At 68.0% G+C, this 26,247-nt stretch carries 29 protein-coding genes and 2 tRNA genes; 19 read left to right on the top strand and 12 right to left on the bottom strand.

Features of this window, described 5'->3' with window-relative positions:
* Positions 1-72 precede the first annotated feature (72 nt).
* Positions 73-149, bottom strand: a tRNA-Pro gene (locus tag DER72_RS04345).
* A gap of 275 nt (positions 150-424) precedes the next feature.
* Here DER72_RS04345 and DER72_RS04340 point away from each other — a divergent pair.
* The gene (locus DER72_RS04340; protein ID WP_110068807.1) at positions 425-691 is read left to right on the top strand and encodes a DksA/TraR family C4-type zinc finger protein; all 267 of its coding nucleotides are present in this window, start codon (positions 425-427) and stop codon (positions 689-691) included.
* Positions 692-829: 138 nt separating this feature from the next.
* A complete protein-coding gene (locus DER72_RS04335; protein WP_258306186.1) occupies positions 830-1,108 on the top strand; it encodes a CidA/LrgA family protein in 279 nt (92 codons plus the stop codon).
* Between the two features lie 8 nt (positions 1,109-1,116).
* Here the strand turns inward: DER72_RS04335 and DER72_RS04330 are convergent, their stop codons facing one another.
* The 6 genes from DER72_RS04330 to gloB form a co-directional block, all read right to left on the bottom strand.
* Positions 1,117-2,721, bottom strand: coding sequence for an ABC transporter ATP-binding protein (locus DER72_RS04330; protein WP_110068761.1), 1,605 nt, complete (start codon positions 2,719-2,721; stop codon positions 1,117-1,119).
* A complete protein-coding gene (locus DER72_RS04325; protein ID WP_110068760.1) occupies positions 2,714-3,790 on the bottom strand; it encodes an ABC transporter permease in 1,077 nt (358 codons plus the stop codon). Before DER72_RS04325 ends, DER72_RS04330 begins: the two co-directional genes overlap by 8 nt.
* A gap of 4 nt (positions 3,791-3,794) precedes the next feature.
* Complete coding sequence (locus DER72_RS04320; protein WP_110068759.1) at positions 3,795-4,865, bottom strand: microcin C ABC transporter permease YejB; 1,071 nt, start codon at positions 4,863-4,865, stop codon at positions 3,795-3,797.
* 81 nt (positions 4,866-4,946) lie between these two features.
* Complete coding sequence (locus DER72_RS04315; protein ID WP_110068758.1) at positions 4,947-6,809, bottom strand: extracellular solute-binding protein; 1,863 nt, start codon at positions 6,807-6,809, stop codon at positions 4,947-4,949.
* Between the two features lie 112 nt (positions 6,810-6,921).
* Positions 6,922-8,127: a transglycosylase SLT domain-containing protein gene (locus DER72_RS04310; RefSeq protein ID WP_110068757.1), complete on the bottom strand. Its 1,206-nt coding sequence runs from the start codon at positions 8,125-8,127 to the stop codon at positions 6,922-6,924.
* A 76-nt stretch (positions 8,128-8,203) separates the two neighbouring features.
* On the bottom strand, positions 8,204-8,971 hold the full coding sequence (gene gloB, locus DER72_RS04305; protein ID WP_110068756.1) for a hydroxyacylglutathione hydrolase: 768 nt from the start codon (positions 8,969-8,971) through the stop codon (positions 8,204-8,206).
* Between the two features lie 81 nt (positions 8,972-9,052).
* Between gloB and DER72_RS04300 the strand changes: the two genes are divergently transcribed.
* From DER72_RS04300 to nudC, 4 genes are read left to right on the top strand one after another with little or no spacing between them, the layout of a single operon-like run.
* Complete coding sequence (locus tag DER72_RS04300; protein WP_110068755.1) at positions 9,053-9,856, top strand: class I SAM-dependent methyltransferase; 804 nt, start codon at positions 9,053-9,055, stop codon at positions 9,854-9,856.
* Positions 9,849-10,328, top strand: a complete 480-nt coding sequence (rnhA, locus tag DER72_RS04295) for a ribonuclease HI (protein WP_375153258.1) — start codon at positions 9,849-9,851, stop codon at positions 10,326-10,328. The genes DER72_RS04300 and rnhA overlap by 8 nt, the downstream gene beginning before the upstream one ends.
* Before the next feature lie 45 nt (positions 10,329-10,373).
* Positions 10,374-11,123, top strand: a complete 750-nt coding sequence (dnaQ, locus tag DER72_RS04290; protein ID WP_110068754.1) for a DNA polymerase III subunit epsilon — start codon at positions 10,374-10,376, stop codon at positions 11,121-11,123.
* On the top strand, positions 11,123-11,893 hold the full coding sequence (gene nudC, locus DER72_RS04285) for an NAD(+) diphosphatase (RefSeq protein ID WP_110068753.1): 771 nt from the start codon (positions 11,123-11,125) through the stop codon (positions 11,891-11,893). The genes dnaQ and nudC overlap by 1 nt, the downstream gene beginning before the upstream one ends.
* A 50-nt stretch (positions 11,894-11,943) precedes the next feature.
* Here nudC and DER72_RS04280 read toward each other — a convergent pair whose 3' ends face one another.
* Positions 11,944-12,255, bottom strand: coding sequence for an SCP2 sterol-binding domain-containing protein (locus DER72_RS04280; protein WP_110068752.1), 312 nt, complete (start codon positions 12,253-12,255; stop codon positions 11,944-11,946).
* Positions 12,256-12,397: 142 nt separating this feature from the next.
* On the opposite strand from DER72_RS04280, the gene sohB reads away from it, so the two are divergent.
* Positions 12,398-13,438 (top strand): protease SohB, encoded by a 1,041-nt coding sequence (gene sohB, locus DER72_RS04275; RefSeq protein WP_110068751.1) that lies wholly within the window; start codon positions 12,398-12,400, stop codon positions 13,436-13,438.
* On the opposite strand, the gene DER72_RS04270 is transcribed toward sohB, so the two are convergent.
* Complete coding sequence (locus DER72_RS04270) at positions 13,435-13,758, bottom strand: helix-turn-helix transcriptional regulator (protein WP_110068750.1); 324 nt, start codon at positions 13,756-13,758, stop codon at positions 13,435-13,437. The genes sohB and DER72_RS04270 overlap by 4 nt on opposite strands.
* A gap of 257 nt (positions 13,759-14,015) precedes the next feature.
* Here DER72_RS04270 and DER72_RS04265 point away from each other — a divergent pair, with 257 nt between their 5' ends.
* The 4 genes from DER72_RS04265 (at position 14,016) to DER72_RS04250 (ending at position 19,002) form a co-directional block, all read left to right on the top strand.
* Positions 14,016-15,161, top strand: a complete 1,146-nt coding sequence (locus tag DER72_RS04265; protein WP_110068749.1) for an RNA-guided endonuclease TnpB family protein — start codon at positions 14,016-14,018, stop codon at positions 15,159-15,161.
* A gap of 226 nt (positions 15,162-15,387) precedes the next feature.
* Positions 15,388-17,325: a propionyl-CoA synthetase gene (locus tag DER72_RS04260; protein ID WP_110068748.1), complete on the top strand. Its 1,938-nt coding sequence runs from the start codon at positions 15,388-15,390 to the stop codon at positions 17,323-17,325.
* A gap of 188 nt (positions 17,326-17,513) precedes the next feature.
* The gene (locus tag DER72_RS04255) at positions 17,514-18,194 is read left to right on the top strand and encodes a 7-cyano-7-deazaguanine/7-aminomethyl-7-deazaguanine transporter (RefSeq protein ID WP_110068747.1); all 681 of its coding nucleotides are present in this window, start codon (positions 17,514-17,516) and stop codon (positions 18,192-18,194) included.
* Between the two features lie 34 nt (positions 18,195-18,228).
* Complete coding sequence (locus DER72_RS04250) at positions 18,229-19,002, top strand: alpha/beta fold hydrolase (RefSeq protein ID WP_110068746.1); 774 nt, start codon at positions 18,229-18,231, stop codon at positions 19,000-19,002.
* Positions 19,003-19,017: 15 nt separating this feature from the next.
* Here the strand turns inward: DER72_RS04250 and DER72_RS04245 are convergent, their stop codons facing one another.
* The gene (locus DER72_RS04245) at positions 19,018-20,403 is read right to left on the bottom strand and encodes an ABC transporter substrate-binding protein (RefSeq protein ID WP_110068745.1); all 1,386 of its coding nucleotides are present in this window, start codon (positions 20,401-20,403) and stop codon (positions 19,018-19,020) included.
* A 149-nt stretch (positions 20,404-20,552) separates the two neighbouring features.
* On the opposite strand from DER72_RS04245, the gene DER72_RS04240 reads away from it, so the two are divergent.
* Positions 20,553-22,259 (top strand): potassium/proton antiporter, encoded by a 1,707-nt coding sequence (locus tag DER72_RS04240; protein ID WP_110068744.1) that lies wholly within the window; start codon positions 20,553-20,555, stop codon positions 22,257-22,259.
* On the opposite strand, the gene DER72_RS04235 is transcribed toward DER72_RS04240, so the two are convergent.
* Entirely contained in the window at positions 22,253-22,807 is a 555-nt protein-coding gene (locus DER72_RS04235; protein WP_110068743.1) for a YaeQ family protein, read from the bottom strand. The genes DER72_RS04240 and DER72_RS04235 overlap by 7 nt on opposite strands.
* An 80-nt stretch (positions 22,808-22,887) precedes the next feature.
* A tRNA-Ser gene (locus tag DER72_RS04230) sits at positions 22,888-22,977 on the bottom strand.
* A gap of 119 nt (positions 22,978-23,096) precedes the next feature.
* Here DER72_RS04230 and DER72_RS04225 point away from each other — a divergent pair.
* The 7 genes from DER72_RS04225 (at position 23,097) to DER72_RS04195 (ending at position 26,236) form a co-directional block, all read left to right on the top strand.
* Entirely contained in the window at positions 23,097-23,360 is a 264-nt protein-coding gene (locus tag DER72_RS04225; protein WP_110068742.1) for a hypothetical protein, read from the top strand.
* Positions 23,361-23,452: 92 nt separating this feature from the next.
* Positions 23,453-24,121, top strand: coding sequence for a Bax inhibitor-1/YccA family protein (locus DER72_RS04220; RefSeq protein WP_110068741.1), 669 nt, complete (start codon positions 23,453-23,455; stop codon positions 24,119-24,121).
* 76 nt (positions 24,122-24,197) lie between these two features.
* Entirely contained in the window at positions 24,198-24,590 is a 393-nt protein-coding gene (tusD, locus tag DER72_RS04215; RefSeq protein ID WP_110068804.1) for a sulfurtransferase complex subunit TusD, read from the top strand.
* 9 nt (positions 24,591-24,599) lie between these two features.
* A complete protein-coding gene (locus tag DER72_RS04210) occupies positions 24,600-24,983 on the top strand; it encodes a DsrE family protein (protein ID WP_110068740.1) in 384 nt (127 codons plus the stop codon).
* Positions 24,984-25,012: 29 nt separating this feature from the next.
* Positions 25,013-25,303 (top strand): sulfurtransferase complex subunit TusB, encoded by a 291-nt coding sequence (gene tusB, locus DER72_RS04205; protein ID WP_110068739.1) that lies wholly within the window; start codon positions 25,013-25,015, stop codon positions 25,301-25,303.
* Positions 25,303-25,656 (top strand): TusE/DsrC/DsvC family sulfur relay protein, encoded by a 354-nt coding sequence (locus DER72_RS04200; protein ID WP_110068738.1) that lies wholly within the window; start codon positions 25,303-25,305, stop codon positions 25,654-25,656. The genes tusB and DER72_RS04200 overlap by 1 nt, the downstream gene beginning before the upstream one ends.
* Positions 25,657-25,663: 7 nt before the next feature.
* Positions 25,664-26,236, top strand: a complete 573-nt coding sequence (locus DER72_RS04195; RefSeq protein WP_110068737.1) for an ACP phosphodiesterase — start codon at positions 25,664-25,666, stop codon at positions 26,234-26,236.
* The last annotated feature ends 11 nt before the right edge of the window (positions 26,237-26,247 follow it).

Raw genomic sequence — 26,247 nt, 5'->3', positions numbered from 1 at the left:
TGAGGACGAGTGGTGAGCATACAAAAAACGCCGCTTCGGTGTGACCCTGAGCGGCGTTTTCTCGATGTTAAGTGGTCGGAGCGACAGGATTCGAACCTGCGACCTTTGCAACCCCATTGCAACGCGCTACCAAGCTGCGCCACGCTCCGACTCTGTTTCTCGGTTCCTGGCCGTGCGGCCCGTGCCCCGAGAACGAGGCGTATACTAGCGCTTTCCTCGGCAAATGAAAAGCCCCTTTTGCACTTTCTTATCAATCGCTTGGCCCTTGGGGCTGTGGCCGGCCAGCGCGATGCACTATGCTAAGGTGCAGGTAGTGATGGTGTGGTGTGCAGGGCCTCGCTCGAAAGACCAGGCGCCGAGGCGGTGCGTGGCCGTGCGGGGTGCCCTGACCGTGACGGTCGTCAAGGCCGAGGAGGGTGTTGAGATGGCAGGTGGATGGAGCAGGGATGGAGCGGTTCAGGAGCAGATCGATGCCAGCGTGGAGGACGCCATCGAGCAGGCACGCAGTCGGCTTCCCCGAGGCGAGAGCCTGTCGCACTGCGAGGAATGCGGTGAGGCGATACCCCAGGCGCGTCGTGAGGCGATCCCCGGTGTGCGCCTGTGTGTCGCCTGCCAGACGGAGCGCGACAAGCGACAGGGCGCCTCGGCGGGTTACAACCGCAGGGGCAGCAAGGACAGCCAGCTGCGCTGAGGTAGTCCGTGTGACGGTGTGGCGCTTGTGTCGGCCGCCAGCGTGGCGAGCGGGTGAGTGGCTGACGTGCGGCGCCATCGCCCGCGTCACGTCGTCGTTAAGTGTGTCGGCCGCCGGAGGTGCAGGATACCGTTGATCATGGGAATGAGTGTGCTGCTTACCTGCCAGTTCCTGGGCGAGGTGATCGCCAGGGGACTGACGCTGCCGATTCCGGGGCCAGTCATCGGCATGGTGATCCTGCTGATCGGGTTGATGGTGCGGGGCAAGGTGCCCAGGAGCCTGCGGCTCACCGGCGAGGGACTGCTGCGCTACCTGACCCTGCTCTTCGTGCCGGCGTGGGTGGGACTGATGGTTCACTTCCGTAGGGGCCAGGCGCCTCTCTGCAGGCCGGCGAGCACTATCCCCTCCGGAGGATAATTGGCGAGTCATCCTACCCGCGGCGCCAGCCCCGCCGCGGCCACCAGTGCCCGGGTGTAGTCGCTGCTCGGGTTCTCCAGCACCGCGAGGCAGTCGCCGCTCTCCACCACTTCCCCCTCCTTGAGCACCATGATGCGGTGCGCCATGGCGCGCACCACGGCGAGGTCGTGGCTGATGAAGAGGTAGCTCAGGCCGCGGCGGGCCTGGAGGTCGCGCAAGAGCGCCACCAGCTGCTTCTGCACGGTGCGGTCCAGCGCCGAGGTGGGCTCGTCGAGCACCAGCAGCTCGGGCTCGAGGATGATCGCCCGGGCCACGGCGATGCGCTGGCGCTGGCCGCCGGAGAATTCGTGGGGGTAGCGGTCGGCGCAGTCCGCGGGCAGCCCCACCTCGGTAAGCGTGGCGGCCACGCGGCGGGCGACCTCGTCGGGGGATAGCTCGGGGTGGTGGAAGCGCAGCCCCTCGCTGACGATCTCGGAGACCGGCAGGCGAGGGGAGAGTGAGCCGAAGGGGTCCTGGAAGACGATCTGGAAGCGCTGGCGCATGCGGCGCAGGGCGGCGCCGGTCAGGGTATCGAGGCGGGTGTCGCCGAAGGCGATCTCGCCGCGACTCTGGGTGAGGCGCAGCAGCGCCAGCGCTAGCGTCGTCTTGCCGGAGCCCGACTCGCCGACGATGCCGAGGGTCTCCCCCGGCGCCAGGGTGAGCGCGAGCGGCCTGACCGCCTCGAAGGCCGGCGGGCGCTTCATGAAGAGCTTCTTGGGGCGCTGGAAGCTGACCCCGAGGCCGGAGGCGCTGATCAAGGGGGCACCCCGGGGCACCGGCCCCGGGCGCCCCACGGGCTCGGCGTCGAGCAGGGTGCGAGTGTAGGCGCTGGAAGGCGCGTCGAAGACCCGAGCCACCGGCCCGGTCTCCTGCTCGCGCCCCTGGTAGAGCACGCAGACACGGTCGGCGTGGCGGCGTACCAGGTTGAGGTCGTGGGTGATGAAGAGCATGCCCATGCCGTGGCGGTCGCGCAGCTCGGCGAGCAGTGCCAGGATCTCCTGCTGCACGGTGACGTCGAGCGCCGTGGTGGGCTCGTCGGCGATCAGGAGCTCCGGGTCGTTGGCGATGGCCATGGCGATCATCACCCGCTGGCGCTGCCCGCCGGAGAGCTGGTGGGGCCAGGCGTCGATCAGCTCCTCGGGGCGCGGCAGCTTCACCTGGCCAAGCAGCTCGATGATGCGAGCGTGGGCGGCCCGCCCCGAGAGCCCCTGGTGCAGGCGCAGGGTTTCGCCGATCTGCTTGCCCACGGTATGCAGCGGGTTGAGCGAGGTCATCGGCTCCTGGAAGACGAAGCCCACCCGGCCGCCGCGTAGCCCCTGCCAGTCGCGGCGTTTCAGGCGGCCAAGGTCGGTGTCGCCGAGCCGGCGCTCGCCGCTGACCGCGGCGTTGCCCGGCAGCAGGTCCATGGCGCCCAGCGCCGAGACCGACTTGCCGGAGCCGGATTCGCCCACCAGGGCCAGGGTCTCGCCACGGTTCACGGTGAGCGTGAGGCGGTCCAGCACGGTGACGCCGTCGAAGGCGACGGAGAACTCCTCGAGGTGCAGCAGCGGGGAGCGGGACGGGGCATCAGGCATCGGTCTGGCTCCTGGCGGGCACCGGGGTGGCGGCATGGCGCACGTGGCGGGGGTCGAAGGCGTCGCGCAGCCCCTCGCCGATGAACACCAGCAGCGAGAGCATCAGCGACAGACTGACGAAGGCGGTGATGCCGAGCCAGGGGGCGTGCAGGTTATTCTTGCCCTGGGCCACCAACTCGCCCAGCGACGGCGAGCCCGGGGGCAGGCCGAAGCCCAGGAAATCCAGCGCGGTGAGGGTGGTGATGGCCCCGGTGAAGAGAAAGGGTACGAAGGTGAGGGTGGCCACCATGGCGTTGGGCAGCACGTGGCGCCACATGATCAGCCGCGGCGGCAGCCCCATGGCCTTGGCGGCGCGCACGTACTCCAGGTTGCGGGCGCGCAGGAACTCGGCGCGCACCACGTCGACCAGCCCCAGCCAGGAGAAGAGCAGCATGATGCCGAGCAGCCACCAGAAGCCGGGCTGCACGAAGCTCGCCAGGATGATCAGCAGGAACAGCACCGGCAGCCCCGACCAGATTTCGGTGAAGCGCTGGCCGATCAGGTCGGTCCTGCCGCCGAAGTAGCCCTGGATGCCGCCCACCAGCACCCCCATCACCAGGGAGCCGGCGGTGAGCACCAGGGCGAAGGCCACCGAGAGCCTGAAGCCGTAGATTACCCGGGCGATCACGTCGCGCCCCTGGTCGTCGGTGCCGAGCCAGTGGCGCCCATCCGGCGGCGCCGGCGACGGGCGCATCATCTGCATGTCCAGGGTCTGGTAGGAGAAGGGGATCGGCGGCCACAGCGCCCAGCCGTGCTCGGCGATCTGCGCCTGGACGAAGGGGTCGTGATAGTCGGCGGTGGTGGGCAGGAAACCGCCGAACTCGGTCTCCGGGTAGTCGACCAGCAGCGGCACATACCACTGGCCGTCGTAGCGCATCACCAGTGGCTTGTCGTTGGCGATCAGCTCGGCGCCGAGGCTCACCACGAAGAGCGCCAGGAACACCCAGAGCGAGACCCGGGCGCGGCGGTTGGCCTTGAACACCGCCAGGCGGCGGCGGGTGATCGGTGACACCTTGAACTTGGTGGCCATCGGCTCAGGACTCCCTCGTCTCGAAGTCGATGCGCGGGTCCACCCACACATAGGTCAGATCGGAGACCAGCTTCAGCAGCAGGCCGATCAGCGTGTACAGGTACAGCGTGCCGAAGATTACCGGGTAGTCGCGCTGCATCACCGCCTCGAAGCCGAGCAGCCCCAGTCCCTCCAGCGAGAAGATCACCTCGATCAAGAGCGACCCGGTGAAGAAGATGGCGATCAAGGCGCCTGGCAGGCCGGCGATGATGATCAGCATGGCGTTGCGGAAGACGTGACCATAGAGCACGCCGGCGTCACTCGCCCCCTTGGCCCGGGCGGTCAGCACGTACTGTTTGTGGATCTCGTCGAGGAAGCTGTTCTTGGTCAGCATGGTGAGGGTGGCGAAACTGCCGATGGTCATCGCCACCACCGGCAGGGTGATGTGCCAGGCGTAGTCCTTTACCTTGCCCCAGGTGGAGAGCTCGTGGAAGTCCGGCGAGGTGAGCCCGCGCAGCGGGAAGAGGTCCCAGTAGCTGCCCCCGGCGAAGAGCACGATCAGAAGTATCGCGAAGAGAAAGCCCGGGATGGCGTAGCCGACGATCACCAGCCCCGAGGTCCAGACGTCGAAGCGCGAGCCGTGATGGAGCGCCTTGCGGATGCCGAGCGGGATCGAGATCAGGTAGACCAGCAGGGTGGTCCAGAGCCCCAGGGAGATCGACACCGGCAGCCGTTCGATCATCAGCTCCACCACCGGTCGGTCGCGGAAGAAGCTTGTGCCGAAGTCGAAGGTGGCGTAGTCGCGCATCATGCCGAGGAAGCGCACGTGGGCGGGCTGGTCGAAGCCGAACTGCGCCTCGAGCTGCTCGATGAAGCGGGGGTCGATGCCCCGTGCCCCGCGGGACTCGTCGCGCACCATCACCTCGCCGCCGGCCTCGAGCCGGGTGCTGGCCATGGCGTCGGCGCCCTCGAAGCGGGCCAGCATCTGGTCGATGGGCCCGCCCGGGGCGGCCTGCACGATGATGAAGTTGAGCAGCATGATGCCGATCAGGGTCGGGATCATCAGCAGCAGGCGGCGCAGGATATAGCGGCTCACGATGGGGTGTCCTTTTGCATATCAGGCTCTGGCATGCCGGGTTCCGGCATCTCGGGCTTGTTGGCGGCATCGCCAGCCGCGTCAGCGGCGGCGCAGGCGCTGGTTGATCTCGGCTTCCCGTTCGGCGTTCACCCACCAGGCGGCCAGGTCCATGCCGTAGGCCGGGAAGGGCTCGGGCCAGCCGAACTTGTCCCAGATGGCGATGCGGGTCTCGCCGGAGTGGTAGTGGGGGATCATCGGGAAGCGCCACAGCAGCACCCGGTCCAGGGCGCGGGCGGTGACGTTGAGCGCCTCGCGGCTGTCGGCGCGGATCAGCCGCTCCACCAGGTCGTCCACCACCGGGTCGGCCAGGCCCATCAGGTTGCGGCTCTGGGGCGTCTCGGCGGCGGCGCTGGTCCAGAAGTCGCGCTGCTCGTTGCCGGGGTTGTTCGACTGCGGGAACTGCCCCACGGTGATGTCGAAGTCGAAGCGGCGCAGGCGGTTGAGGTACTGGTTGATGTCGACGATGCGGATGCTGCCCTGGATGCCCAGGCGCGCCATGTTGCGCAGCATCGGCTGGGTGACCCGCTCCATGCCGGTATCGAAGAGCAGCACCTCCACGCTCAGCGGCTGGCCGGTCTCGCCGTGGACCAGGCGATTGCCCTGGACCTCGTAGCCCGCCTCGCGCAGCAGGTCCAGCGCCAGGCGTAGCCGTTCGCGCAAGTCCAGCGGGTGCTCGTGGGGCACCGGCTCATGAAACAATCGCTCGGGCAGCTGGTCTCGCCAGGGCTCCAGCAGGGCCAGCTCCTCGCCCTCGGGGAGCCCGCTTGCGGCCATCTCGGAGTTCTGGAAGTAGCTCTCGGTGCGCCGATAGGCGTCGTAGAAGAGGTTGGCGTTGAGCCAGGGAAAGTCGAAGGTGAGCGAGAGCGCCTCGCGCACCCGGGGGTCCGCGAACTTGTCGCGGCGCAGGTTGAAGACGAAGGCCTGCATGCGGGCCGGCTGGCCGTCCGGCACCGCCAGGCGGCGCACCAGGCCGTCGCGGTAGGCGGGGAAGTCGTAGCCGATGGCCCAGGTGGCGGCGCGGGCGTCGATTCGGTAGTCCAGCACCCCGGCCTTGAAGGCCTCCCAGGCGATGTCGCGGTCGCGGTAGTAGTCGTAGACCAGCCGGTCGATGTTGTGGCGCCCGCGCTTCACCGCAAGGTCCTGCCCCCAGTAGTCGGGATCGCGCTGATAGACGATGCGCCGGCCTGGGTCCACCTCCGCGATGCGGTAGGGGCCGGAGCCCGGGTGGGCGGCGAGGCTCGGCGCGGTGAAATCGCGCTCCTCCCAGTAGTGCTTCGGCAGCACCGGCAGCTGGCCGACGATCAGCGGCAGCTCCCGGGAGTGCACCTCGGCGAAGTCGAAGCGCACGGTGCGCTCGTCCAGGGCCGTGACGCTCTCCACGTCGGCGTAGTAGGCGCCATAGAAGGGGTTGCCCTGCTCGGTGAGCAGCTCGAAGCTGTAGACGACGTCGTCGGCGGTGACCGGTTCGCCGTCGTGGAAGCGCGCCTCGGGGCGCAGGTCGAACTCAATCCAGTTGCGCTCGGGGTCGAGGCGCATGCCCTCGGCCAGCAGGCCGTAGACCGAGAAGGGCTCGTCGGGGTTGCCCTCCACCAGGGTGTCATAGATCTCGAAGAGCCCCGCCGCCGGGGTGCCGCGGATGATGAAGGGGTTGGTGGAGTCGAAACTGCCGCCCACCGCGGCCTGGGTCAGGGTGCCGCCCCGGGGAGCCTCGGGATTGACGTGAGGGAAGTGGGGGAAGTCCGCCGGCAGCGCCGGCTCGTCATAGAGCGCCAGGCCATGGACGGTGGGCGTCCGATCCGTCGCCATCGGGTCCGGCGAGGCCGCCACCGCCGTGGCGGTCGTCAGCAGCCAGACGAGGGCAAGGCAGGCGGCCAGGGGCAGGCGGCACAGGGCTACGGGCATCGGCGACATCCTTGGTCGGTGGCAGCCGGCCCGCGGGGCCGGCATCGGTCGGCCAATAAGGTGTCAGGCCCCGGGCGGCTTGGCAAGCCTGCCGCCGCTCGGGGCGCCCTGCCTATCGGGAGGCGAGGCTCTGGCGGGGCAGGTCGAGGACCTGGCCAGGCTGGAGGATGTCGCCGTTGAGCCCGTTGGCCTGGCGGATCTGGGCGACGCTCACGCCCTCGCGAGAGGCGATGGCCGAGAGGCTGTCACCCTGCTGCACCACGTAGCGGGCTTCGCCGCTGCCGACCGGAGAGGCGGGCGTCTCCAGGCGGGCCATCAGGGTGTCGGCGCGGTCGGCGGGCACCAGCAGGACCCGGGCCTGGCCGGGGTTGGCGGTGCCGTTGCGCAGCGCCGGATTGAGCTCGGCCAGCTCGCCACGGCTGGCGCCCGAGAGGCGGGCAGCCTCGTCCAGGGCCAGGGGGCGATCCACGGGGATCTTGGCAAATGCCGGCGCGTCCTCGATCTCGGGGAGGGCGACCTGGTATTGGTCAGGATCGTTGATGATGGCGGCGATGGCCTTGAGCTTGGGTACGTAGTTCATGGTCTCCCGGGGCAGGGAGAGGCTCCAGTAGTCGCCGGCGTGGCCCTGGGCGATGGCGTTGCGGCGCGACCGGTTCACGGTGCCGGCGCCGGCGTTGTAGGCGGCCAGCGACAGCTCAAGGTCGCCGTCGTACCACTGCTCGGCCTGCAGCTCCAGGTAGTCCAGGGCGGCGCGGGTGGAGGCGACCACGTCCAGGCGGCCATCGTAGCCGTTGCCACGGCGCAGGCCCAGGGCGTCACCGGTGCCGGGCATGAACTGCCACAGGCCGGCGGCGCCGCGGTGGCTGCGGGCGGTGGGGTCGAAGGAGCTCTCGACGAAGGGGATCAGGGCGATCTCGCCGGGCAGACCGCGCTCCTCCACCTGCTCGACGATCCAGGCCAGCCACGGGCGGGCGCGCTCGGTGATCTCGACGATGTTATGGGGGCTCTGGCGATAATACTCGATCCACTCCTGGACCCGGGGCTCATCGAGGCTCTCCTGCCACTGGAAGCTGGCACGCAGTCGGCTCCAGGCGTCGCGGGGCTCGAGGGCCAGGGCATCCCAGAAGTGCTGCTCTGTGGGCAGTCGATGGGCCTCGGCGGTCTGGGGGGGCGAGGCGGTGCCCTTGAGGGCGTTCTGGCGCTGTTCGGGGCTCAGGGTGGCGGCCTGGCTGTAGACGCCGCTGGCCAGCAGCGAGCCGATCAGGGCCGTGGTGCTGGCGAAGCCGATCAACTTGCGTCGCTTGGTGTGGTAGGTCATCCGGAAGGGTTCCTCCTGGTCGTGAGCGGTCCCGCCGACAGCGGGGCAATCCGCATGACGTCCAATCGGGGCTGTATCAAAAGTTGTCTTTCCAGCTGCGCAGCGTGGCGAAGGTGGCCGATTCGCTGTCGGTGTCACCATGGGCCGAGGCCGCCTGGCGTACGCCGGCATCCCGGCAGCGCAGGAAAGGATTGATGCGCTTCTCGCGGGCCAGGGGGCTCGGCAGCGTGGGGCGATCGAGCTCCCGGGCGCGCTGGCACTCCTCCATGGCCTTGGCCACATCCGGATTGTGAGGATCCGCGGCCAACGCGAAGCGCAGGTTGGCCAGGGTGTATTCGTGGGCGGCGAATACCAGGGTATCGTCGGGCAGCGCCGCGAGCTTGCCGAGGGAGGCGTGCATCTGCTCGGGGGTGCCCTCGAAGAGGCGCCCGCAGCCGGCGCTGAACAGGGCATCGCCACAGAACAGCAGCGGCGGGATGCCAGCGGTGAAGAAGGCGATATGATCCAGGGTGTGCCCCGGCACCTCGTGCACCTCGAACAGCCGGCCCATGGCGCGGAACTCGTCGCCCTGACCGACCCGCTCGTCGATGCCGGGAATCTTCGGGTTGTCGGGGCCGATGACTCGCGGCGCATAGCGCTCGATCAGCTCGGGCAGGCCGCCGGTGTGATCCTGATGGTGATGGGTGATCAGTACCGTGGAGAGGGTGAGTCCCTCCCGCTCGATCAGCTCGATCACCGGGGCGGGATCACCCGGGTCGACCACGCAGATTTCGGAACTCGTATCCTGGCGCAGCAGCCAGATATAGTTGTCGCCAAACGCGGGAATCGGTGTCACGCTCAACATGGGCATGGCGTCCTTGATTGGCATGAAGGGTTGGCATGAACGGGTCGCAAAATCCGCCCAGAATGGAGGAACGTGCTGTCGATGTCAATTTCCCCCTCGGTTTCGTCCCTGGCCGCGCTGGTGCGGGACGGGCGCCGCTTCTGGGCCACGCCCGGTGGTCAGGCGGTGCGTCAGGCCGAGCGCGCCTGCCTGGGGCCGGTGTGCGAGCGGCTGTTCGGCGGGCACAGCCTCGAGCTTGGCATGAGCGGGGCGCTGGCGGACATGTGCCCGGTGCGCCATCCCATGGCCTGGGCGCCGACCCGGGAGCTGGCCGAGCATCCCGCCACCCTGATCTGTCCTCTCGACGCCCTGCCGCTGCCCGACAGCTGCCTGAGCCTGGTGGTGATCCATCACCTGCTCGAGGTCGCGCCCGACCCCCACCGCACGCTACAGGAGGCCGCCCGGGTAACCCGCAATGACGGCCGGCTGATCATCTTCGGCTGGATGCCCCTCTCGCCGGGGGCCCTGCCGCGGGTGTGGCCCGGCCGGCGGCAGCGGCTGCCCTGGCGCGGCCACTGGCGCACGCCGGCTCGCCTGCGCGACTGGCTGGCATTTGTCGACTTCGAGATCGAGCGGGTAGACTACTGCGGCTTTCATCTGCCCGGCGGCATGCCCCGCAACGCCTCCCTCGAGACCCTCGGGCGGCGGCACAACCTGCCGCTCGGCGACAGCTATATGATCCAGGCGAGCCGACGCCCCCAGCTGGCCCAGCGCCAGGGGAGCTCGCTCGGTTTCGCCAGGCCCTTCGGTGGCTCGGCCCTGGGCGCGACCCGGCTCGGCCAGTCGCGCTGGCTGGCCGAGCCATGTCCCCCAAACGATCACGAAAGGATGACAGAGGTTGACTGAGACGCTGACCGAGACAGGGGCCGATGCCCTGCCCGAGGTGATCATCTATACCGACGGCGCCTGCCGCGGCAATCCCGGCCCCGGCGGCTGGGGCGCCCTGCTCAGAAGCGGTCAGCACGAGAAGGCGCTGAACGGCTTCGAGTCCCCCACCACCAACAACCGCATGGAGCTGATGGCCGCGATCATGGCGCTGCGCGAGCTCAAGCGGCCCTGTCGCGTGCAGCTGTGGACCGACTCCGAGTACCTGCGCCGCGGCATCACCGAGTGGATCCACAACTGGGTCAAGCGGGGCTGGAAGACGGCCGGCAAGCAGCCGGTGAAGAACGCCGAGCTGTGGCGCGAGCTGCTTAAGGAGACCCAGCGCCACCGCATCGAGTGGCACTGGGTCAAGGGCCACAGCGGCCACCCGGGCAACGAACGCGCCGATGCGCTGGCCAACGAGGCCATCGATGCGGCGCGCTCCCGGACCTGAGCCGGTCGCCATCCTCCCCATCCCTCCTGAGCCAGAGAGTTTCCCATGCGCCAGATCATCCTCGACACCGAGACCACCGGCATCGACCCCCGGGAAGGCCACCGCCTGATCGAGATCGGGGCGGTGGAGATGGTCAACCGCCGGCTCACCGGCAACACCTATCACCAGTACATCAACCCCGAGCGGCAGATCGATGCGGAGGCGGTGGGCGTGCACGGCATCACCGACGAGCGCGTGGCCAATGAGCCGCGGTTCGCCGAGATCGCCGATGCGTTCTGGGCCTTCATCGAGGGCGCCGAGCTGGTCATCCATAACGCTCCCTTCGACGTCGGCTTCATCGACCACGAGTTCGAGAGGCTCAATCGGGCGCGCGGCGAACCTCGCCTGGGCCCGGTGGCGGCGCACTGCGGGATCCTCGATACCCTGGTGATGGCCCGCGAGAAGCATCCGGGGCAGCGCAATAGCCTCGACGCCCTGTGCAAGCGCTACGAGATCGACAACGGCCACCGGGTGCTCCACGGCGCCCTGCTGGACGCCGAGATACTCGCCGACGTCTACCTGGCGATGACCGGCGGCCAGACCGCGCTCTCCCTGGACGCCTCGGCCGGCGGTGACAGCGGCGTGGCCGGCAGCGGCGGGATGGCGATTCGCCGCCTCGCCCTGGAGCCGGGCCGCCTGGCGGTGCTTTCTCCCAGCGAGCAGGAGCTGGCCGCCCACCGCGCCAAGCTGACGGCGATCCGCGAGGCGTCCGGGGAGTGTCGCTGGGACCGCATGGGCGAGGGGGTGCCGCACTGATGCTGCGGCGTGAGCTGCCCCTCGAGGCGGCGGCGGGGCGCGTCATTCGCCTGGCCGAGGGGCGCATCGCCCCGGGGCCCGATGGCGACCTGCTGCAGCCGCCCCAGCCCTGGACGCCGGCCATGCAGCCGCTCTGCTACTGGCATGACGAGCCGGTGGCGCTGTCGTTGGAGGCGGCGCCGGAAGAGACCTGGCCGGATGGGCGGGGCTGGCTCGCCAGGTTGCCGGAGTCGCGCTTCGCGCTGCTCTCCACTGCCCTGCAGGTCGGCGCCTGGCTGCGCGACCATCGCTTCTGTGGCCGCTGCGGCACCCCCGCCGAGCGGCTCGACGCCGAATTCGCCATGCACTGCCGCACCTGCGGCCACCGCAACTATCCGCGCATCTCGCCCTGCATCATCACCCTGGTGACCCATGGCGATGCGCTGCTGCTGGCGCGCAGCCCGCGCTTCCCGCCGGGGCGCTACTCCACCCTGGCCGGCTTCATCGAGCCCGGCGAGTCCGCCGAGGAGGCGGTGCGTCGCGAGGTCTTCGAGGAGGTGGGGCTGCAGGTGGGGCGCATACGCTACTTCCGTAGCCAGGCCTGGCCCTTCCCGCACTCGCTCATGCTGGGCTTCTTCGCCGAGGCGGCCAGTCGGCGCATCCGCATCGACGGCGTGGAGATCGCCGATGCGGCCTGGTACTCGCCGCGCCGGCTGCCGCAGCTTCCGCCGCTCTACTCCATCTCGCGGGCGCTGATCGAGACCCACCTGGCCGAGGTGGCGGCCCGCTAGAACGACATCGGGCCGCCCTGGGCGGCCCGATGGTGGCGGGGCGTACTGCCTCACTCCTTGGGGAAGAGGCTGGTCAGCTTGGTGGCCAGCATCACGTTGCCGGTGGCCTTGAGCTTGCCGGTCATGAAGGCGGTCATGCCGTTGACTTCACCGTTCATGAGGCCCTTGAGGGTGTCGGTGGACATGCTCAGGCTGACGGAGGGGTCGTCATGCTCGCCCTCCTGGATGTCGAGAGCGCCATCCTTGACCACCAGGTAGTGGCTGCCGGCATCGCTGAAGTGGAATTGGAAGACGTCATCCATGCCCTGGGCGGACTGGGCGTCGAAGCGGGACTGCAGCTTGTCGAGGGTGGAGAGGCTCATCGGGGCTCCTGGGGTGTGGGTTGGCATCGCATATCAGGTTATTTCAAACGGTTGTTTCATTCAAGCACCTTGACGCTGCCTTACCCGCCTGGCGTGCTGGGAGCGAAATGGGCAGGCGCTCGGACACGGATAGGAGAGCATCATGAACGATTGGCTGGCCGATTTTGGCATGTTCCTGGCTCAGCTGGTGAGCCTGGTGGTGATCATCACCCTGGCGGTGGCGCTGGTGGCCCGGGTTCGGGGCGAGGGGGGAGAGCGCAGCCGGCTGCGCCTGGACGAACTCAACGGTACCCGGGACTACCGCCGCCGGCGGCTGATCTTGGCCGCCAGCGAGCCCGGGGCCCGCAAGCGCCTCATCAAGGCCTTTCGCCGCGAGGATAAGGCCCGCGACAAGACTGGGCGCAAGGGAGAGAACACGCGACAGTCCATCGCCTGGGTGATCGACTTCCACGGCGATCTGCGTGCCAGCGCCACGGGCCGGCTGGCGGAGGAGGTCTCGGCGCTGATCGATGCCGCCGACCAGGGGGACGAGGTGATCGTGCGGCTGGAGTCGGCCGGAGGGCTGGTGCATGCCTACGGGCTGGCGGCCGCCGAGCTCGACCGGCTGCGCGAGGCGGGTCTCAGCACCACGGTATGCGTGGACAAGGTGGCGGCCAGCGGCGGCTACCTGATGGCCTGCGGGGCGGACCAGCTGCGCGCCGCGCCGCTGGCGGTGGTGGGCTCCATCGGCGTGGTGGCCCAGGTACCCAACGTGCACCGGCTGCTCAAGCGGCACGATATCGACGTGGAGGTGCTGACCGCCGGGCGCTACAAGCGCACCCTGACCGTGTTCGGCGAGAACAGCGAGGAGGGGCGCGAGAAGTTCATCGACGAGTTGGAGGGGGTTCACGCGCTGTTCAAGCGTCACGTGGCCGAGCGTCGCCCGTCGCTGGATATCGAGGCGGTGGCCACCGGGGAGACCTGGTACGGCCGCGAGGCCCTCGAGCGAGGCCTGGTGGACGCCCTGGGCACCAGCGAGGCCTACCTGGTGGAGCGCATGAAGGAGGCCCGGGTGATCCACCTGCGCCTGGAACCGCGCCGCCGCCTAGCGGATCGGCTCGGGGCGGCGGTCTCGGTCGGTGTGGAGCGAGCGCTGGAAAAGGGACTCGAGGTGCTGGAGCAGAGTCCCCTGCGCCGCCGCTAGTCGGCCATGCCGAGCTGGCCTAGGGCCTCGATGATGGTTCGGGCGCTGTCGCCCTGCCAGGAGTAGTAGATGGTCTGGGAGGCTCGTCTGGTGGCGACCAGGTTCTCCCGGCGTAGGATCGCCAGGTGCTGGGAGAGGGCCGACTGGCTGAGAGTGAGCCGGCTGTTGAGCTCGGTCACCGAGAGCTCCTGCCCGTCTAGCAGGCAGAGGATGCGCAGCCGGTTGTCGTTGGCCATGGCCTTGAGCAGTGCCGTGGCCCGATCGATGGTGGCGTCGCCTCCGGCGAGGAGGCGCGCTGCCGTGCTGTTGGAATTGCCCATGTGAATTCCCCGCGCTGGCAGGTGTAGAAGTGGTATGCCGTGTTGGCCCCCTGCCCTCGGGGGCGAGCGGCTCCGATCAGTCCGTTGTGATCGCTCCTTGGCGAGCGTGCTTTTCTCATCGTCCTCAGATTTTGCGCGAGAAACCCCGTACTTCTAGTGCGGGGAGGGATAGCGCGTCGTCCGTAGGACGACCCTGTTCTCGCTACCTCCTTCTCAGGTGGTCGCTATCTTACAGTTTACGGTGTATCATGTGAGACATGACGAAGCGCGCCTACAAATACCGCTTCTATCCGACTCCCGAACAAGAGCAGCTCCTGGCTCGGACGTTTGGCTGCGTGCGTTTCGTCTACAACGCGGTGCTTCGCTACCGCACCGATGCGTTCTACGAGCGCCGAGAGAAGATCGGCTACGTGGCCGCGAACGCTGAGCTGTCGAGGATGAAGAAGGTCGAAGAGACAGCCTTCCTCAACGAGGTCAGCTCGGTGCCGCTTCAGCAGTGTCTTCGGCACCAACAGACCGCGTTCAAGAACTTTTTCGAGGGCCGCGCCAAGTACCCGACCTTCAAGAGCAAGCGACACCGCCAGTCGGCGGAGTTCACCCGCTCGGCCTTCAAATACCGCGACGGCAAGCTGTATCTGGCCAAGAGCAAAACCCCGCTGGACATTCGCTGGAGCCGTGAACTGCCCGGCGAACCCAGCACCGTCACCGTGTCCAAGGACTCGGCAGGCCGCTACTTTGTGAGCTGCCTGTGTGAGTTCGATCCCGAGACGCTGCCCGTCACCCCGAAAATGGTGGGTATCGACCTCGGCCTGAAAGACCTGTTCGTCACCAGCGACGGACATCGAATCGGCAATCCCCGCCATACCGCGAGATACGCCGCCAGACTGGCCAAGGCACAGCGCCGACTGAGCAAGAAAAAGCTCGGCTCGGCCAACCGCGCCAAGGCCCGACAGAAGGTGGCGAAACTTCACGCCAAAATCTCCGATTGCCGACAGGACAACTTGCACAAGCTGTCCCGCAGATTGATTAACGAGAACCAAGTGATCTGCGTCGAGTCCCTCAAGGTGAAGAACATGCTGCGCAACCGCTCGCTGGCCAAGTCGATCAGCGATGCCGGTTGGGGCGAATTCGTGCGCCAACTGGCGTACAAGGCAGAGTGGGCCGAGCGCTCACTGGTCGCTATCGACCAATGGTACCCCTCCAGCAAGCGCTGCTCCGGCTGCGGCCACGTCGTGGACTCGCTACCGCTGCAGGTTCGCGCCTGGACGTGCCCCGAGTGCGCAGCCGAACACGACCGCGACATCAACGCCGCGGTCAACATTAAAGCCGCCGGGCTGGCGGTGTTAGCCCTTGGAGAGAATGTAAGCGGCATGGAGTCAGCCTCCGTGTCCGGTTCTCGGTGAATTGGGAATCCCCGTCCTTCAGGGCGGGGAGCAGTCAATTAGGACTTGATTAAAGCATAGATCACCCGACAGCGAGTGGGAGAGCGTCCCTGCGCGTCGAGAAAGGGGTGGTGCGCGCTCCTGTTGTTGACAATACTTCCCCGGATGCCTCCTCCTTTTGTCGAGAGTTAGCCTATCGTATGAGGGCGTCGGCAGCCTGGTGCATTACAGTGTCAACAATCCTTCGATGTCACTGACCTGCCACAGGACGATCATGAGCACCTACGCCAACGAATTTCGCCGCTCCATCGAGCAGCCGGAGAGCTTCTGGGCCGAGCAGGCCCGTCGTATCCCCTGGTTCACGGCGCCGACCCAGATCCTTCACTATGACGAGGCCAATCACGCCCGCTGGTTCGCCGACGGTGAGCTGAACATCTGCCATGCGGCGCTGGACCACCACGTGGAGCAGGGCCGCGGCGACCAGCCGGCGATCTTCTGGGACTCGCCGGTCACCGACAGCAAGCGCACCCTGACCTATCGCGAGATGCGCGACCAGGTGGCGACCTTCGCCGGTGCCCTCAGGGGGCTCGGCGTGGAGAAGGGCGATCGCGTGGTGATCTACATGCCCATGGTCCCCGAGGCGCTGGTGGCCATGTACGCTTGTGCGCGTCTGGGCGCCGTCCACTCGGTGGTGTTCGGCGGCTTCGCGCCCCACGAGCTCGCCGTGCGCATCGAGGACGCCACCCCCAAGGTGGTGGTGGCCGCCTCCTGCGGGGTCGAGGTCAACAAGGTCCTGCCCTACAAGGGGATCATCGATTCGGCCGTCGAGCAGAGCAGCCACAAGCCGGATGCCTGCGTGATCTTCCAGCGCGAGCAGCACACCGCCGAACTGAGCGAGCGCGACCATGACTGGGCCGCCCTGATGGCCTCGGCCGAGCCCGCCGACTGCGTGCCGGTGAAGGGCACCGATCCGCTCTACGTGCTCTACACCTCCGGCACCACCGGCAAACCCAAGGGGGTGGTGCGTGACACCGGCGGCTACGCCGTGGCACTGGCCTACTCGATGGACGCCATCTACGACGTCGATCCGGGCGAGGTCTTCTTCTCCGCCTCGGACGTGGGTTGGGTGGTGGGCCACTCCTATATCGTCTACGCGCCACTGCTGCGCGGCTGTACCAGCGTGGTCTACGAGGGCAAGCCGGTGAAGACCCCGGATGCCGGCGCCTTCTGGCGGCTGATCAGCGAGTACCGGGTCAAGAGCTTCTTCACCGCGCCCACCGCCTTCCGGGCCATCAAGAAGGAGGATCCGGACGGCAAGCTGCTGGCCGACTATGACATCTCCTGCCTCAAGGCGCTGTTCCTGGCCGGCGAGCGCCTCGACCCGCCCACCTTCCACTGGCTGGACGATCTGCTCGACGTCCCGGTGATCGACCACTGGTGGCAGACCGAGACGGGCTGGCCCATTGCCGCCAACCTGCACGGCCTGGAGCCCATGCCCACCAAGGCCGGCAGTGCCACCGTGCCGGTGCCGGGCTTTGACGTGCAGATCCTCGATCGCGAGGGCGAGCAGGTCGGTGCCATGGAACAGGGCAGCGTGGTGATCAAGCAGCCCATGCCACCAGGGTGCCTGGTGGGCGTGTGGGGCGACCCCCAGCGCTTCCATGCGGCCTACATGGCGGCCTTCCCGGGCTACTACCTGACCGGCGACGGCGGCTACTTCGACGAGGATGGCTACCTGTTCATCATGGGGCGCACCGATGACGTCATCAACGTGGCCGGGCACCGCCTCTCCACCGGCGAGATGGAGGAGGTCGTCGGGGCCCATCCGGCGGTGGCCGAGTGCGCGGTGATCGGCATCCATGACGCCCTGAAGGGGCAGCTGCCGGTCGGGCTGGTGATTCCCAAGGATGGCTTCGAGGGCCGCGAGGCGGACCTCGAGCAGGAGCTGGTCGCCCTGGTCCGCGAGAAGATCGGCCCCATCGCCTGCTTCAAGCAGGTGCTGGTGGTGGACCGCCTGCCCAAGACCCGCTCCGGCAAGATCCTGCGCAAGCTGCTGCGCAACATCGCCGATGGCAAGGAGTACGGCGTGCCCTCCACCATCGACGATCCGGCCAGCCTGCAGGATGTGCACGAGGCCATGAAGGCCCGTGAGGTCGGCGCCGCCCATGAGGCGCGCCAGGTCTGATGCCCTGACGACACAGGCCGCAACGGCATGTGCCAGACCGCCACCCATGACGCCGCCCCTCGGGGCGGCGTTCTTGCTGGCGGCATGGCCAGCGCGGGCCCGGGCCCGTATAATGCGCGACCGTCCGCTGCCCATGGCAGCCCGTTCCACGAGGGTTCCCTCACCCCTCCCGTAAAAAAAGGATGCCCATGTTTGTGCTCTCCGATGCTCAGCAGCGCCGCCTGCTGACCCTGCTGATCGGCTTCCATATCCTGGTGATTGCCGCCAGCAACTACCTGGTGCAGCTTCCCTTTACCCTGTTCGGTTTCCATACCACCTGGGGCGCCTTCAGCTTTCCGTTCATCTTCCTGGCCACCGACCTCACCGTGCGGCTGTTCGGCAAGGAGCCGGCCCGGGCCATCGTGATGCGGGTGATGCTACCGGCCCTGGTGATCTCCTATGTGGTCTCGGTGGTCTTCCCGCGGGGCAGCTATGCGGGCCTCGGGGCACTCGGGGAGTGGAACCTCTTCGTGGCTCGCATCGCGGTGGCGAGCTTCATGGCCTACCTGCTGGGCCAGCTCCTCGACGTGCACGTGTTCGATCGCCTGCGCAGCCTGAGGGCCTGGTGGGTGGCGCCGGCGATCTCCACCGTGCTCGGCAACCTGGCCGACACCTTCGCCTTCTTTTCGATCGCCTTCTACAACAGCCCCGACCCCTTCATGGCGGCCAACTGGCTGGAGATCGCCTGGGTCGACTACGTGATCAAACTGGGCATCAGCCTGTTGTTCTTCGTGCCGCTGTATGGCGTGCTGCTGGCGACCCTGAGCCGCCGCCTGGTGGCGGCCACCGATGCCGAGCCTGCCGCCACCGCGGCAAGGCCGCGCCCCTGACACAGGCCGAGAAATCGGCCAAGGAGAGAGTGCCATGTCCGTAGAGCTCAACTATCTGGATACCGGCGGCGATGGCGTGCCGCTGGTGGTGGTCCACGGCCTGTTCGGCAGCGCCGACAACTGGCGCTCCCACGTCAAGGCATGGGAGGCGACGCGGCGGGTGATTGCCGTGGACCTGCGCAACCATGGCCGCTCTCCCCATGTCGCCGGGATGGGTTATGACGCCATGGCCGAGGATCTGCTCCACCTGCTCGATCGCCTGGAGGTCCCCCGCGCCCATCTGCTCGGCCACTCCATGGGCGGCAAGGTGGTGATCTCGCTGGCGCGCCTGGCACCCGAGCGGGTGGCCTCGCTGATCGTCGGCGATATCGCGCCGGTGGCCTATGGCCACGACCACGACACGGTATTTGCCGGCCTGCGCCGCCTCGAGGAGGGGAAGCCGGCCAATCGCCGCGAGGCCGACGAGCTGCTGGGCGAGCACGTCAAGGAGCGGGCGGTGAGGCTCTTCCTCGCCACCAACCTGGAGCGGGCCGAGGAGGGCGGGCTCAGGCTGCGCCTGGGCCTCGACGAGATCCAGGAGGACTACGAGACCATCATGGGACCGGTGGCCGGGGAGGGCGCCTTCAGCGGGCCGACCCTGGTGCTGCGCGGCGCTCATTCTCCCTATGTGACCGATGCGATGCTGCCTGCCCTGCGGGAGGTGCTCCCCGAGGCCGAGGTGGTGACCCTGGAGGCCGGGCACTGGCTGCATGCCGAACAGCCCGAGGCCTTTCGCGACGAGGTCAACCGTTTCCTCGGCCAGCGCTGATTCCCCAAGGCGCCATCAGGGCGCGCCCAGGTCAATCCCCAGCCTGCCGGGCGGGGTCAGGGTCTCGATCAGGCCGCGCTCGTGGAGGAGCGCCTCGAAGCGCGCGTAGCCTGCCCGGTCCATGGCGGCGGGCCTGGCGCTCAGGCGCAGCAGCATGGGCATCCAGGCGGCCCGATTCGCCGGGGTGTCCATGGCGGGCTCCCGCTCCGCCAGCAGCGCCCAGGCCGCCTCCGGACGCTCCAGGCTCCAGGCGGTGGCCTCGGCGAGGGCCTCCAGCAGGCGCCGCAGGCTCTCCCGCTGCCCAGCTACCCGGTCGCGGTTGGCCACCAGGATCAGCCCCTCATGGTGCGGAATCCCGTGCTCCTCGAGCTGCAGCAGGCGGGTGGAGATGCCCACGTCGCCCAGTCGCTGGGCCAGGCCGAGGCGCTGGGGGGTCATCACGCCGTCCAGTCCCTGATCGACCATCTCATGCACGGCGCTGAAGTTGACGTCCACCAGCTCCAGCTCCTCGATGACGATGCCGTGGGGCCTGAGCAGCAGCGGCAGCAGCAGCTCGCGGCTCTCTTCCACCGAATAGCCGATGCGCCTGCCCGCCAGTTGGGCCGGTGACTCCATCACGCCGTCGTCGAGCAGCAGCAGTCCCGCGAGGGGCAGTTCGACCAGGGTGCCGACCCGCACCAGCGGCAGGCCGCGGTCCACCTGCAGATGCAGCAGCGGCTGGCGACTCACCGCCAGGTCGACGCGCCCGGCGGCCAGCAGCCGCGTGGGCAGGCTGGGGTCGGCGGGGGTGGTCAGGGTCACCTGCAGGCCACGGCGTTCCAGCATGCCCTTGTGCTGGGCGATCAGCAGGGCGGCGTGCTGGGGGCCGGGGTACCAGTCCAGCATGATCTCCAGGGACGTTAGGGGCGGCGGCTCGAGGGGCTCGGGGGGCGTGAGGACCACCCTGGGGCCTTCGTCGACCAGATCGCTCGTCGCATCGGCCTCCGGTGAGTCCGAGCTGTCCTGGGGAGCCGGGGCGGCGCCGATGGCGTCCTCTCCATCCGTGTGGCCGGTGGCATCGCCGGCCGGGGGCGGCGGTGCCGGCCTCACAACAGCGGACTCACTGCCTGCCTCCCGAGCCTTCTCGGTCGTCTTCTTGGTCGTCTCCTCGGCTGTCTCTTCTGACGGGGCCTCTGATGGCTCCTCGAGGGCCTGCTCCCGCGCCGGGATCTCGGGCACCAGAACGGTCGTCTCCAGTGTCCTGGGCGGTGAATCCCCCCGAGGAAGGTCGGGCACGACCAGGGGCGGGGGCTCCTCGGCCGCTACGCTCGTCATCGGCGCCAGGCTCGCGAGTGTCACCATCAGCAGGGTGAGGGCGGTCGCGACGGCGGTCAGTCGCCTGGGCTGGGCGGGGTCGGGCATGCAGGGCTCCGGCAGTGGCGCCGGCAACTGGCCGGCTGGCGGCAGCAGAGTGTATCCGCTCGCGGGAAGGGCTGGCCAGCCCGGGCGAGCGGCGTCGCGCCGCTGCATGCCTTATGCGATAATGGCCCCTTCATCGTCTCGGGGATGCCATGGACGCTATCAATACCCTCTTCATGCTAAGTGGCCTGTTGATCGCGCTCAGCGTGCTGGCCAGTCGCCTCTCCAGTCTGGTGGGGTTGCCTCTGCTGCTGATCTTCCTGGGCCTCGGCATGCTCGCGGGGGAGGAGGGCCTGCTCGGCATCCAGTTCGACGACTATACCCTGGCCTTCACCATCGGCCACCTGGCGCTGGCAATGATCCTGCTGGATGGAGGCCTGCGCACCCGCCTCAAGACCTTCCGGGTCGGCTTCCGGCCGGCGCTCTCGCTGGCGACTCTCGGCGTCTTCATTACCAGCGGGCTGATCGGGCTGCTGACGATGTGGATCTTCGACCTCTCGCTGCTGCAGGGGCTGCTGGTGGGGGCGATCGTGGGCTCTACCGACGCCGCCGCGGTGTTCTCGATGCTCAGCGGGCGAGGTGTCAACCTCAACGAGCGGGTGGGGGCGACCCTCGAGATTGAGTCCGGCACCAACGACCCCATGGCGATCTTCCTGACCCTGGTGCTGGTGGAGATGCTGGTGGGGCAGGTGAGCGGCACCGCCGACACCCTGCTGCTGCTGGTCCAGCAGTTCGGGCTGGGCCTCTCCATCGGCGTGGGTGCTGGCTGGCTCAGCGGCAAGCTGCTGCGCTGGGTGGATCTGGCCCCCGGGCTCTACTCGCTGCTGGCGCTGGCGCTGGGCTTCTGTGTATTCGGGCTGACCAGCTTCCTCGGCGGCAGCGGTTTCCTGGCGATCTACCTGGCGGGGCTGATGATCGGCAACCAGCCCGGGCGCCACCTCAATTTCATCCTGCCGGTACACGATGGCCTTGCCTGGCTCAGCCAGATCGGCCTCTTCCTGGTGCTGGGGCTGCTGGTGACCCCCAGCGAGATGATCGAGTATGCACTACCGGCCAGCCTGGTGGCGCTGGCGCTGATCTTCGTGGCGCGCCCGATCGCCGTGCTGATCAGCATCAAGCCCTTCTTCAAGTTTCGCTGGCGGGAGATCGGTTTCATCGCCTGGGTGGGCCTGCGCGGCGCGGTGCCCATCGTGCTGGCGATCTTCCCGGTGATCGGCGGGGTGGAGAACGCCTCACTCTACTTCAACGTAGCCTTTGCGGTGGTGCTGCTCTCGCTGCTGGTTCAGGGGGGGACCCTGGGCTGGATGGCGCGGCTGATGAAGGTCGAGGTGCCGTCATCGGTGACCCCCAACCAGCGCGGCCCGCTGGGTATCCTGCCGGAAAACGACTTCGAGATGTTCGTCTACCGGGTGGAGAACTCCGACCTCGAGGATGTGCCCATCCGGCTGCTGCGCTTCCCCTCGGGGGCGCTGATCTCGGCACTGTTCCGTGACCATGTGATGCTGCACCCCAAGGGCAGCACCCGCCTGCAGCTTAATGACGTGATCTGCGTGATCGGCCGCAGCGAGGATCTGCCGGCGCTGAACCGCCTCTTCAACGGCGATGCCAAGCTCAAGCAGGAGCGCGCCTTCTTCGGCACCTTCACCTTCTCCGGGGAGGCGCGCATGCAGGATATCGCCGATGCCTACGGCCTGACGCTCAGCCAGGCGGAGAAGGAGATGACTCTGGCGGATTTCATCTCCCTGCGGGTGGGCGGGCATCCGGTGGTGGGGGACGACGTGGACTGGCACGGTATCCACTGGGTGGTCAGCGAGATGGAGGGCAACACCGTGACCAAGGTGGGGCTGAGGCTCTACTGAGCCGCGCTGGCCTGCTGGCGGATCTCGACGCCGACCTCCACGGAGGCCTCCGGCGTGGCCAGCCACATCATGCCGTCCTGCAGGGTCGCATTGAGGTCCATCCCCCGGGCGGCCAGCCTGCCGAGCTCGGCAACGGTCTCGGGCGCGACATCGATGACCGTGAGGTTGGCAAGGCTCCTCAGCTTGCCGGCGAGTTGCTCCCACCAGAGCCGGGAGCCGTGGCCGCCATAGGTGTAGATCACCACCTGCCGCGAACGGCCGCAGGCCCGGCGAATCTCCCGCTCGTCCGGCTGGCCGAGCTGGACCCACAGCTCGATCTCGCCGGTGAGGCTCCTGAGCCACAGGTCCGGCTCGTCATCGGTGCTGACGCCGCGCCCGAAGGCCAGGTCCGGATGGGCGTGACGCGCGAAGGCCAGCAGGCGCAGCATCATGCGCTCGTCGGTCTCCGATGGGTGGCGGGCAACGGTCAGCACGTGCTCGCCGTAGTAGTGCCGATCCATGTCGGCAACCTGCAGGCGCGCCTTGCAGATAGTAGCCTTCAGCGCCATGGCGCCCTCCTGGGAATGGTGGGGGGTGGATGGCCAGAAACGAAAAAGGCACCCGCAGGTGCCTGATTCTGAATAGGAAGTGGCGGAGGGACAGGGATTCGAACCCTGGAAAGGCTTTCACCTTTGCCGGTTTTCAAGACCGGTGCATTCAACCGCTCTGCCATCCCTCCGGCTTACGGCGGTGAATATTACCAGCTTTCGGTCCCGGGTCAAGAGGGCCTTGGGATCAAGGCGTTAGCCAGGATGCCGTCAGGGTGCCAGACGTCATTCCGCGACCAGGGAGCGTGCCATGACCGGGAGTGAATCCAACGCCTTTCCCGGCGCCGCCGTCTCCTGTGCGGTGGTGAGAGGAGGGCGGCTATTGATGGTGCGTGCGCCGGCGCCACTCCACTTCGCGGTGGTGGTGATGCGCATGGCGTGGGAAGCGGGCGAGCCGGTAGCCGGCGATGACGCCAGCGAAGCCCGCTGGATGGAGCTCGAGGCCCTGACAGCGGCCGGCGATGGGGGCTACGCGACGGCCGCCCGGCTGCCGGGCGCAGGGAAACAGCGTTGAGCGATGCCCCATCAAGGGCTTGCGCGGGGAACCTCGAGTCGGCATTCTAGGTCCACTGCCACGACCAACCAAACACAGGGAGCACTGGATCCATGGCATACCAAGACACCCAGCTTAGCCATCAGCAGAGCCAGGCGCTCAGCACCAACAAGGTGCTGCGCAACACCTATGGCCTGCTCGCCATGACGTTGATGTTCTCGGCGGTGACCGCTGGCGCCGCCATGGCCATGGGCGTTGAACGGCTCAACATCTTCGTGTTCTTCATCGGCGCCTACGGCCTGATGTTCCTGGTGCACAAGACCGCCAATTCGGCCGCCGGCCTGCTGGCGACCTTCGCCTTCACCGGCTTCATGGGCTTCACCCTGGGGCCGATCCTCAACACCTACCTGGCGCTTCCCAACGGTGCCGCCCTGGTCATGAACGCCCTGGCCATGACCAGCCTGACCTTCATCGGTCTCTCCGCCGTGGCGCTGGTCTCCAAAAAGGACTTCAGCTTCCTAAGCAACTTCCTGATGGCCGGTGCCATCGTGCTGATCCTGGCCATGGTCGCCGGGCTGATCTTCCAGATTCCGACCCTGATGCTGATGGTCTCCGCCGGCTTCGTGCTGTTCGCCTCGGCGGCGATCCTCTACCAGACCAGCGAGATCGTGCACCGGGCCGGCGAGACCAACTATATCCTCGCCACCATCACCCTCTATGTGTCGATCTACAACCTCTTCATCAGCCTGCTGTCGCTGCTCGGCATCATGAGCAACGACTGATCCTGGCGGGTCACGAGGACCTCGGCTGGCCCCGCCTCGGCGGGGCCAGCCTGTTTGTGGAGTGTCGAGTGCGATGATGCGCTACGCGATTCTGTTGATGGGGGCGCCCTACAGCAGCCAGGCCGCCCATTCCGCCCTGCGCTTTGCCCGGGCGCTGGTGGGGCGTGGCCACCGCCTGGAGGGGGTATTCTTCTACCATGACGGTGTGCACAATGCCGCGCGCCTGGCCACGCCGCCGCAGGACGAGCCGCACCTGGTGGACGGTTGGGCGGCGCTGGCCGCCGAGCACGGCGTGCCGCTGCAGGTCTGCATCGCCGCGGCGCTGCGCCGCGGCCTGCTCGATGAGCGCGAGGCGGCACGCCACGGCAAGCAGGGCCACAGCATCGAGCCCCCCTTCGAGCTGACCGGGCTGGGGCAGCTGGTGGATCTTGGCCTGCACTGCGATCGCCTGGTCACCTTCGGACCCTGAGGAGTGCCCATGTCAAACGACAAGCTGCAAGGCGTCGACGGGGATCTACTGGTCATCCTGCGTCACGCCCCCCACGGCACCAGCTGGCTGCGCGAGGGCCTGGATGCCGCCCTGGTGGCCGCCGCCTTCGGGCGCCGGGTGACGCTGCTCTTCATGGGCGAGGGCGTCACCGCTCTGGTGCCCGGCCAGGCGGGCGGCCCCCTGGGGCAGAAGGGCACCGCGCCCACCCTCGAGATGCTCGAGATGTACGATATCGATACCCTGCTGGTGGAGGAGGAGGCGCTGGCGCGCTTTGGCCTGGTGGTCGAAGGGTTGATGCTTTCCGCCAGGGCGGTCGCGGCCGCGGAGCTGCCTGCGCTGACCGCCGCCCATTCACTGGTACTGACCTTTTGAAGGCGGCGGGGCCGCCCGGAGAGACCCTGATGCTACTGCATATTCTCAATCGCTCGCCGGCTACCAGCGAGGTCTACCGCCAGGCGCTGGCCGCCATGGGGCCGGCCGATCGACTCCTGATGATCGAGGACGGGGTGCAGGGCGCCCTGGAAAGCCTGGCGGGCCGCTTCGGTGACCTGCAGGGGCGCCTCTACGTGCTGGAGGAGGACCTCGCCGCCCGCGGGCTGGTGCCGCTCAGCGCCGACTCGGTGATTCGGGTCGATATGGAGGGCTTTGTCACGCTCACCGAAGAGGCGCAGCGCACGGTGAGCTGGTTCTGATGGCGACCACAGAAATATACCGTTATCTTGCTGTTAACGAGCAACAGGTGGCACTGGATCCCGAAGGATACCTGGTCGTCCTCGCTGACTGGACACCCGAAGTCGCCAGGAGCCTGGCCGAAGAGGAAGGCATCACGCTAACCGATGAGCACTGGGAGGTGATCCAGGTGCTGCGTGACTTCTACCAGCGCTTCGAGCAGGCGCCGGCGATGCGGCCCCTGGTGAAGGCCGTGGCCATGGCCCTGGGCGAGGAGAAGGGCCGTTCGATCCACCTGATGCGGCTCTTCCCCGGCAGCCCGGCCAAGCTCGCCGCGCGCATCGCCGGGCTGCCCAAGCCCACCCACTGCCTGTGAGCCACTCGTGAACTTCCTCGCCCATGCCTGGCTGGCCCGTGGCGGCAGCGATGACTTCCTGTGGGGTAACCTGATCGCCGACGGGGTCAAGGGGAGCGACCTCTCCGCCTGGCCGGAGGGGGTTGCCGCTGGCATTCGCCACCACCGTCGGGTGGACGCCTTCGTGGATGCGCATCCCGTTGTGGCGCGGATCCGTCGCCGGGTGCCCGATCGCCAGCGACGCTATGCCGGGATCGCCCTGGACCTGGTGTGGGATCACTTCGTGGCGCGGGAACTGGGCCTTCAGGCCGGGCACTCCCCCCTGGTGGCCCGCACCTACCGGGTGCTTCGGGCCCGGCCGGCGCCAGCCCGCCTGGCCACGCTGGTGCCGGTGCTGGTGGAGCAGGATTGGCTGCATTGCTATGCGGATTTCGCCTTCACCTGTCGGGCGATTGCCGGCATCGGGCGCCGTCTCTCCGGCCCCAACCGGCTGGAGGAGCTGGTGCCCTGGCTCGAGCGGGAGCACAAGCGTCTCGGCCAGGGATTCGAGCGGCTCTGGCCGGAGGTGCGCAGGGCGCTGGAGGTGCCGGCACATCCCTAGCCGGCGAGGCG

The sequence above is a fragment of the Halomonas sp. A11-A genome, assembly GCF_003182195.1.
GTDB lineage: Bacteria > Pseudomonadota > Gammaproteobacteria > Pseudomonadales > Halomonadaceae > Halomonas > Halomonas alkalicola.
Note: the sequence above shows the minus strand (reverse complement) of the source record. Positions and strands in the feature narration are given on the sequence as shown.

Bases quoted from the DNA above. Each gene is read 5' to 3' on its own strand.
- DER72_RS04340 (WP_110068807.1), top strand. From the start codon at position 425: ATGGCAGGTGGATGGAGCAGGGATGGAGCGGTTCAGGAGCAGATCGAT.
- DER72_RS04335 (WP_258306186.1), top strand. From the start codon at position 830: ATGGGAATGAGTGTGCTGCTTACCTGCCAGTTCCTGGGCGAGGTGATC.
- DER72_RS04330 (WP_110068761.1), bottom strand. From the start codon at position 2,721: ATGCCTGATGCCCCGTCCCGCTCCCCGCTGCTGCACCTCGAGGAGTTC.
- DER72_RS04325 (WP_110068760.1), bottom strand. From the start codon at position 3,790: ATGGCCACCAAGTTCAAGGTGTCACCGATCACCCGCCGCCGCCTGGCG.
- DER72_RS04315 (WP_110068758.1), bottom strand. From the start codon at position 6,809: ATGCCCGTAGCCCTGTGCCGCCTGCCCCTGGCCGCCTGCCTTGCCCTC.
- DER72_RS04310 (WP_110068757.1), bottom strand. From the start codon at position 8,127: ATGACCTACCACACCAAGCGACGCAAGTTGATCGGCTTCGCCAGCACC.
- gloB (WP_110068756.1), bottom strand. From the start codon at position 8,971: ATGTTGAGCGTGACACCGATTCCCGCGTTTGGCGACAACTATATCTGG.
- DER72_RS04300 (WP_110068755.1), top strand. From the start codon at position 9,053: ATGTCAATTTCCCCCTCGGTTTCGTCCCTGGCCGCGCTGGTGCGGGAC.
- dnaQ (WP_110068754.1), top strand. From the start codon at position 10,374: ATGCGCCAGATCATCCTCGACACCGAGACCACCGGCATCGACCCCCGG.
- nudC (WP_110068753.1), top strand. From the start codon at position 11,123: ATGCTGCGGCGTGAGCTGCCCCTCGAGGCGGCGGCGGGGCGCGTCATT.
- DER72_RS04280 (WP_110068752.1), bottom strand. From the start codon at position 12,255: ATGAGCCTCTCCACCCTCGACAAGCTGCAGTCCCGCTTCGACGCCCAG.
- sohB (WP_110068751.1), top strand. From the start codon at position 12,398: ATGAACGATTGGCTGGCCGATTTTGGCATGTTCCTGGCTCAGCTGGTG.
- DER72_RS04270 (WP_110068750.1), bottom strand. From the start codon at position 13,758: ATGGGCAATTCCAACAGCACGGCAGCGCGCCTCCTCGCCGGAGGCGAC.
- DER72_RS04265 (WP_110068749.1), top strand. From the start codon at position 14,016: ATGACGAAGCGCGCCTACAAATACCGCTTCTATCCGACTCCCGAACAA.
- DER72_RS04260 (WP_110068748.1), top strand. From the start codon at position 15,388: ATGTCACTGACCTGCCACAGGACGATCATGAGCACCTACGCCAACGAA.
- DER72_RS04255 (WP_110068747.1), top strand. From the start codon at position 17,514: ATGTTTGTGCTCTCCGATGCTCAGCAGCGCCGCCTGCTGACCCTGCTG.
- DER72_RS04250 (WP_110068746.1), top strand. From the start codon at position 18,229: ATGTCCGTAGAGCTCAACTATCTGGATACCGGCGGCGATGGCGTGCCG.
- DER72_RS04245 (WP_110068745.1), bottom strand. From the start codon at position 20,403: ATGCCCGACCCCGCCCAGCCCAGGCGACTGACCGCCGTCGCGACCGCC.
- DER72_RS04240 (WP_110068744.1), top strand. From the start codon at position 20,553: ATGGACGCTATCAATACCCTCTTCATGCTAAGTGGCCTGTTGATCGCG.
- DER72_RS04235 (WP_110068743.1), bottom strand. From the start codon at position 22,807: ATGGCGCTGAAGGCTACTATCTGCAAGGCGCGCCTGCAGGTTGCCGAC.
- DER72_RS04225 (WP_110068742.1), top strand. From the start codon at position 23,097: ATGACCGGGAGTGAATCCAACGCCTTTCCCGGCGCCGCCGTCTCCTGT.
- DER72_RS04220 (WP_110068741.1), top strand. From the start codon at position 23,453: ATGGCATACCAAGACACCCAGCTTAGCCATCAGCAGAGCCAGGCGCTC.
- tusD (WP_110068804.1), top strand. From the start codon at position 24,198: ATGCGCTACGCGATTCTGTTGATGGGGGCGCCCTACAGCAGCCAGGCC.
- DER72_RS04210 (WP_110068740.1), top strand. From the start codon at position 24,600: ATGTCAAACGACAAGCTGCAAGGCGTCGACGGGGATCTACTGGTCATC.
- tusB (WP_110068739.1), top strand. From the start codon at position 25,013: ATGCTACTGCATATTCTCAATCGCTCGCCGGCTACCAGCGAGGTCTAC.
- DER72_RS04200 (WP_110068738.1), top strand. From the start codon at position 25,303: ATGGCGACCACAGAAATATACCGTTATCTTGCTGTTAACGAGCAACAG.